Here is a 6,605-nt window from a genome sequence, read left to right as displayed (position 1 = left end):
GTACATTCATTATTACAATACAAGAAGAATTAAAGCGAGATTAAATGGGAAGAGCCCTGCCAATTATCGCCAACAAACTATAGAAGCAGCTTAAGAATTTGTGTCCAACTTTATGGTTCAAGTTCAATGCGACTGAGGAGGCTCCCCAGCTCGCCGCGGAAAGCGAGTGATTTTCCGAACCGCCTTACTCTCAAATAACGCGAACGGAAACATTCTCTCATTTTCGAGTATTCAACAAAGAATAACAACAGTAATCTTTAACAGAGACTATAGTAAAAAAGGAGACCCGTGAAAACGGGTCTCCTTTTTAGAGTATTAGCGGGTCCAGTTCAATTCATCGAATGGATAGATGACAAGTTCTGATCGACCGATGACTTCATCATGATTAATAAACCCAAGTCCATTACGACTGTCTTTAGAGACGATGCGATTATCTCCCATCACAAAGTATTCATCTTCTGGAACTTCCTTCTCGGAAAAAGGAAAAGTCCCTTGAATAGCCTGTTTATTAAGGTAATCTTGTTCTACTTGTTTACCATTCACAAATAAAGAATGGTCCTCACTTACTTCAACTGTGTCTCCAGGTAATCCGATGATACGTTTTACATAGTTTTTAGTTGGGCGTTGGATAATCACAATATCTCCACGTTCTGGTTCTCCTACCAAGTATACGAATTTATTATACATAACACGTTCTCCATCTTCTAAAGTAGGGTCCATGCTTGTACCCTCTACAATAGAAGTGGCAAAAACAAAGTGTCGGATGGCAAACGCTAGTACAAGGGCGAACCCTATAGCTTTTGTCCAATCTAAAATTTCTTTTAGGATTTTATTCTTCAAGTGTGATCTTCCTTTCGTCTCCAGCTCTAACTCTTCTTTGTCTATCGTATCATAGAATTGGGTAAGCCTAGATATGTTTTTTTGCATATTGCTTTAATGTATGTACTAGATTGTTACGCCATGCGCTGTCTGTATCTAGGTCAATACCAGCTTGTGGTATTCCCGCGATTGACTTGTTCCACCTAATCGTTCCGAGTGCAGAGAACTCCTGATCAAGGAGGGTGAAGAAAATGTGGACTGTTTCTTCAGCCTTCAAGTCTAATGATCCTAAGGGTTCAATCCGCATTCCGTGCTGACTGATATCCCATATTTTCATTTCAACTTCTTCTTCATTAGTAGGATTTTTCAATTGGCCCATAACTGGAGTTCCAAATGTGTAGCGGAATGGTTCATTTCTTTTAAAGTACATCAAATCTCTCCCTGAAGATAAAATGGAAAAGCATTCTTATTCAGCATAAGCTTAGGAGAATGCTTCTACGTTCAATTATAAAGTGAGCTTCGGTTGGAGATGGTTTCAAGATGTGTCGCACCATCTATACTTTCTAAAAATATTCTTTCATACCAAAACTAAACAAATTATAAAAAGATTCTATTAAAATAGCAATAGGAATATTTGTCGATATTTGTAAAAGGTGTGCCATGTAAAACATAGTTTGTGGAATGATTTGTCTTATTTTGCGATCTGCTTTACAAGGGGATCATTTGTTTGGCATAATGAGTCTAAATACAATATATGGTGTTTGTTTAGTTATACGACATCAATATGTTAGGTTTTAGGTTGGATTTTACTTGGGGTTAAAAGATAACAAATCAATGTTTTAAAATAGCGTTTTATAAGTTATTGAGAAAATTTGTGTATAAGTAGAGAAGACATTTACTTTACGTTTGATAAGTCGTGTGGAGGATATATATGCTGGTGGAGAGGGTGGGGAATGTGGTTGCTTGCATTTTAACAAAAAGTCAATTACAAGAGCGGATTGAACGGTTACGAAACAGAATGATCGTAGTAGCAGAGACCCAAGGCTTTACTTGTGAGGAATCACTACGACTTAGCCAACAATTGGACGAGTTATTAAACCAATATGATCAACTGAGTAAAGGTAGAGGTCATATGACAAACCAGTAGGCTAAGCCTACTGGTTTATTATGTCTTTTTTTGATCTTTTTCTTCACTTAGTTCCTCGAAGCTTTTTACTTTGCCATGAGGATTTTGTTTCTCTTTTCGTTGACGTAAAGCACGTTCTTTTCGTCGTTTTTGATGACTCATCTTCTAATCACCTCATATATAGGATGCCTCAGTTTTACTGTTATATGAGAGTGGATTTTTTCAAGTATGACTCTAATCGATCTAATCCTTCTTTCAACGTATCAATATTGTAGGCATAGGATATACGCATATAGCCTTGACCATATGAAGAGAAAGCGTCACCTGGAACAAGGGCTAATTTGGCTTCTTCAACTAAGTCTACTCCCAAGTCAAATGAACTTTTTTCAAGTCCAGGGAAATAAGGAAATACATAAAATGCACCACCTGGCTTCGTGCAAGGTACACCCATGTCTGTGAGGCGTTGGTATACATAGTTTAACCGTTCTTTATATTCAGCTCTCATTGCTTCAGTATCCGCTTTACCGCCTTTAATTGCAGCTAGGGCAGCGTGTTGGCTGATCGAAGTTGGGCAAGATACATTATACTGGTGAACCTTTAACATTTCTTTCGATAGCCAAACAGGAGCTAATGTATAACCAATACGCCAACCGGTCATAGAATGGGATTTGGATACGCCGTTGATGACAATGGTTTTTTCCCTCATTCCTTCTTGAGTTGCAATGGAAGTGTGTGGTTCATCGTAAGTCAACTGGCTATATATTTCATCCGATAACACGAATATTTCTTTTTCTTTAAGGAATTCAGCAAGGGCCTCTACTTCTTCTTTTGTAAGTGTTGCACCTGTTGGATTAGAAGGGTAAGGTAACACAATGCATTTCGTTTGTTCGGTAATATGTTTTGCTAACGTATCAACTGTTAATTTAAAGTCCGTATGAGTTGTATCGACATGGACTGGTGTTCCACCAGCTAATCGAATACACGGCTCATACCCTGGATATACAGGGGCTGGAAGAATGACTTCATCTCCAGGAGTTAGAATCGTTCGAAACGTAAGGTCAATAGCTTGTGAAGCTCCTACGGTTGTAATAATTTCCGTATCAGGCTGATAGGAAAGACCGTACTCTTGTTCAGCAAATTCAGATATAGCTTTTCGAAGTGGCAACATACCTGCATTATGGGTATAAGAGGTTTGGTTGTCATTAATGGCTTCAATCCCAGCTTGCTTAATATGCTGAGGTGTAGGGAAGTCAGGTTGTCCAATTGTTAATGAGACAACACCTTCTTTCCCGGAAACCATATTAAAAAATTTGCGAATTCCTGATATTTGTATGGATTGTAAGTGCGGATTTATTAAATGATGCACTGTTGTCACCTCCGGTTGTCATATACACGTCTATCATAGTGGTTGACGTTTTAATTACCATCTTAACATGATTTTATTGTTTGAAGGAAATTAGGTTGTATAGACCGTATGAAATTTGAGGGAAGACTCTTCACACATCTATGATCCATACGCTAGATGAGAAAGCTATAAAATATATGGTTTTTAGGTAATCTCTATACATTTTGAAACGTGAATTTTTTATTATCGCAAGAGTTGTTGTTATAATGATTACATCATTTGAATGAAGAAAGGGGAGGTCGTCAATGAATGGAACTGGACTCGTTTTAGAAGGTGGAGGCATGAGAGGTGCTTACACAGCTGGTGTATTAGATTTCTTTCTAGATGCTGACCTTCATTTCCCGTATGTCGTCGGGGCATCAGCAGGGGCTTGTAATGGTACTTCTTATGTGGCTAGACAAAAGGGACGTAACTATAAAGTTTTGGTGGAATATGGAGGTCATCCTGAGTACATATCTTATAAGAGGGCTATTACGAAGCGAGAATTGTTCGGGATGGATTTTATATTTAATAAGCTCCCAAATGAACTTGTCCCATTTGATTATGAAGGGTTCTTTCATTTCTCTAAGCAGACAAAATTCGTTGTCGGAACGACCGATGTTCATACTGGCCAGCCTACCTACTATGATTTTTTTGAAGACGGACCGACTTTAATTTCTCTCATTCGAGCTTCAAGCTCCTTACCTTTTATCGCTCCCATGATTTCTCATGAGGGCAAGCAGCTACTTGATGGTGGTATTGCTGATCCTATTCCTATATCTGCTTCAATACAAAATGGAAACACAAAGCACGTCGTAATATCGACGCGTAATCCAGGATATCGTAAAGAGAAAATGAAGTTTTCTTGGTTGCTTAAACAGAAATTTAAAGGCTATCCCAATTTAACGCACGCTCTAGAGAGCAGACATTTGCGCTATAATGACACCGTAGGTCAAGTGGATGAGTTAGTGGAACAAGGAAAAGCTTTTATCATTCAGCCCAAAAAACCACTTGCAGTGAGCAGGATTGAACGAAATAGAAACAAGCTACATGCTCTATATGAACAAGGCTATGAAGAGGCAAAAGAGCAATATGATGATTTGATAAACTTTTTAGAACCGTCTATGAGTTCTATCCTTACTTAAGATCTACAATAGCAGGGATTTAGTTTTTATTCTTAAAGAGAATATCCACTTCTTGACCAGGGATAGAGATAGGTATATCTCTTCTACCTACTGACAATACTTGTACTAATAATGGGTAGGAGGGAAGGGAATGGAAGGATTTTTAACGTTTAATTGGCTCATAAAAGAGGCTCAATTAGCTCCTCTTGGGATCACTGATCTACATTTGCATTTTATTTTCGGGATGATTTTAATTATTTTATTCTACAATATAGTTCGCCCAATTATATATTGGGTGGTCTTATTAAAATGGGACAGGTTGTTAAGCTATATCGTTGCGGGTCTGATCGTAATGTTTATACTCCCTTTTTACGAAGTATATCAGGGAGTAAGTGGAACTGGAGACGTTGAGGTAAGGGATGTAGCAAATGGGGCACTTGCTTTAATATGTTTTGGTGGATATATTATTTGTTCATATGCTATTGAGCGAGTCGTCAAATATATGAAGCAATCTAAAAAACAAAAGCCCAAAGGTGTGTGAAGATTTTAGTTTTCCTCTTTTTGTTTGAATGATATGGTGTACGGGGTACAAAATAAGTGAAACTTAGTACTTGAATCATACGTACATATATAGGTAATGAAAAGGAGGGATTGATTTGCTAGGAGCTGCAACTGGGCTAGGTATTGCTGGATTATTTGTCGGTATCATGGCGTTTATAGCTATAGCTTTATTTGTAATAAATATTGTTACAAGTATTTGGGCATATCGAGATGCTCAGCGTAAAGGGAAAAGTAAAGAGTATGCTATCATCGTATTAATTCTAACGATTATTTTCCCTTTCATCGGACTTATTGTTTATTTCTTTATCCGTAATGACTAAGATCTAATCGATATATTTCAAGACGAAATCCTTTATGGTTTCGTCTTTTTTGTTGTGCTAGTTTTGAAGCACTCTTTAAGGATTCGCCTGCCCTTATTTGGTGATTCCTTCTTTGAGGGAATAAATTAGTTCTAAAAACCTATGAAAATATTGGGGTTCCTTCTATAATAGAGAAGTGTAAGCCATTTTTAGGGAGGTTTCAGCATGGGTTCATATGATAGTGGTATTTTATTAGAGAGTGGAACAAATGAATTAGAGGTTGTTGAGTTCGGTATCGGGCAGAATAAGTTTGGTATTAACGTTATTAAGGTAAAAGAAATACTTAACCCTGTTCAAGTAACGAAAATTCCTCATGCTCATCATTCAGTAGAAGGTATTATTGAAATTAGGGGAGAGGTCGTACCGGTTGTTGATGTAGCTTATGCATTAGGCTTCCCTGCATCTGACCAACCAGAATTAGATAAGTTTATCTTAGCTGAGTTTAATAAAACGAAAATTGTCTTTCACGTACATACTGTTACACAAATTCATCGCATTTCATGGGAGAATATAGAGAAGCCAGGCAAGATGTATCAAGGGTTAGAGACTCAAATAACTGGTGTTATTAAAAGGGAAAGTGAAATGCTACTCATGTTGGATTTTGAGAAGATGGTGGCAGATATTAATCCTGAATCAAGCATAAACATGGATCAAATGAAAACATTGGGTGTTCGTGAGCGCTCCCAAAAGCGTATATTAATAGCTGAAGATTCTGCGATGTTAAGGGCGATGTTAGAAGAAACTTTAGGAGAAGCTGGATATGAAAATGTTCACTTATTTGAGGATGGTAAAGAAGCTGTAGATCATCTTTATAGTGTTGTTGGTGAAGGGAAAGCAGTGGAAGAAGAGTACCAACTTATCATTACGGATATCGAAATGCCGCGTATGGACGGACACCACTTTACAAAGCAAGTTAAAGAGGATCCTTTGTTGCAACATCTTCCTGTCATTATTTTCTCTTCTCTTATTACGGATGACCTGAGACATAAAGGAGAAATGGTCGGAGCAAACGATCAAATTTCAAAGCCTGAAATTGTTAAACTTGTAAAAAAGATCGATCAATTAATTCTATAAAAAAAATCGGCTATAGCAGCCGATTTTTTTATGGATGTGTGCCCGACATGGGCGCAAGCTTTAGGGTTAGAGTCCCGAACGGTGAAGGTCGTTGTAGCCGTTAGCCAAGGGCAAGGGTGTCCGGGGTGACCCGGAATCTGAAGGAAGCCGGAGGCAAA

General features: G+C 37.9%; 10 protein-coding genes. 6 read left to right on the top strand and 4 right to left on the bottom strand.

All coding sequences use genetic code 11. The features are described from left to right. The first annotated feature begins 4 nt into the window (after positions 1–4). Complete coding sequence (locus IEW76_RS21105; protein WP_373285970.1) at positions 5–94, top strand: IS3 family transposase; 90 nt, start codon at positions 5–7, stop codon at positions 92–94. Positions 95–315: 221 nt separating this feature from the next. Here IEW76_RS21105 and lepB read toward each other — a convergent pair whose 3' ends face one another. Beyond that, positions 316–840, bottom strand: coding sequence for a signal peptidase I (gene lepB, locus IEW76_RS20640; protein WP_229721325.1), 525 nt, complete (start codon positions 838–840; stop codon positions 316–318). Positions 841–907: 67 nt separating this feature from the next. After that, positions 908–1,249, bottom strand: a complete 342-nt coding sequence (locus tag IEW76_RS20635) for a PilZ domain-containing protein (protein WP_188656253.1) — start codon at positions 1,247–1,249, stop codon at positions 908–910. 501 nt (positions 1,250–1,750) lie between these two features. Here IEW76_RS20635 and IEW76_RS20630 point away from each other — a divergent pair. Continuing rightward, positions 1,751–1,966, top strand: a complete 216-nt coding sequence (locus tag IEW76_RS20630; protein ID WP_188656252.1) for an aspartyl-phosphate phosphatase Spo0E family protein — start codon at positions 1,751–1,753, stop codon at positions 1,964–1,966. A gap of 18 nt (positions 1,967–1,984) precedes the next feature. Here the strand turns inward: IEW76_RS20630 and IEW76_RS20900 are convergent, their stop codons facing one another. Both IEW76_RS20900 and IEW76_RS20625 read right to left on the bottom strand, forming a co-directional pair. Beyond that, positions 1,985–2,107: a DUF6254 family protein gene (locus IEW76_RS20900; protein ID WP_229721324.1), complete on the bottom strand. Its 123-nt coding sequence runs from the start codon at positions 2,105–2,107 to the stop codon at positions 1,985–1,987. A 40-nt stretch (positions 2,108–2,147) separates the two neighbouring features. Further along, the gene (locus tag IEW76_RS20625) at positions 2,148–3,311 is read right to left on the bottom strand and encodes an aminotransferase A (RefSeq protein WP_188656251.1); all 1,164 of its coding nucleotides are present in this window, start codon (positions 3,309–3,311) and stop codon (positions 2,148–2,150) included. A gap of 284 nt (positions 3,312–3,595) precedes the next feature. Here IEW76_RS20625 and IEW76_RS20620 point away from each other — a divergent pair, with 284 nt between their 5' ends. From IEW76_RS20620 to IEW76_RS20605, 4 genes are all read left to right on the top strand, one after another. Continuing rightward, positions 3,596–4,474, top strand: coding sequence for a patatin-like phospholipase family protein (locus IEW76_RS20620; protein ID WP_188656250.1), 879 nt, complete (start codon positions 3,596–3,598; stop codon positions 4,472–4,474). A gap of 130 nt (positions 4,475–4,604) precedes the next feature. Then, the gene (locus IEW76_RS20615; protein WP_188656249.1) at positions 4,605–4,994 is read left to right on the top strand and encodes a hypothetical protein; all 390 of its coding nucleotides are present in this window, start codon (positions 4,605–4,607) and stop codon (positions 4,992–4,994) included. A 166-nt stretch (positions 4,995–5,160) separates the two neighbouring features. Further along, entirely contained in the window at positions 5,161–5,334 is a 174-nt protein-coding gene (locus IEW76_RS20610) for a PLDc N-terminal domain-containing protein (RefSeq protein WP_188656255.1), read from the top strand. A 204-nt stretch (positions 5,335–5,538) separates the two neighbouring features. After that, positions 5,539–6,447 carry a chemotaxis protein gene (locus IEW76_RS20605; protein ID WP_188656248.1) on the top strand — a complete coding sequence of 303 codons (909 nt, stop codon included), beginning with the start codon at positions 5,539–5,541 and terminating at the stop codon, positions 6,445–6,447. Positions 6,448–6,605: the final 158 nt, after the last annotated feature.

Origin of the sequence: Pontibacillus salipaludis (genome assembly GCF_014642405.1) — a bacterium.
In the GTDB taxonomy this organism is placed as follows: domain Bacteria; phylum Bacillota; class Bacilli; order Bacillales; family BH030062; genus Pontibacillus; species Pontibacillus salipaludis.
Note: the sequence above shows the minus strand (reverse complement) of the source record. Positions and strands in the feature narration are given on the sequence as shown.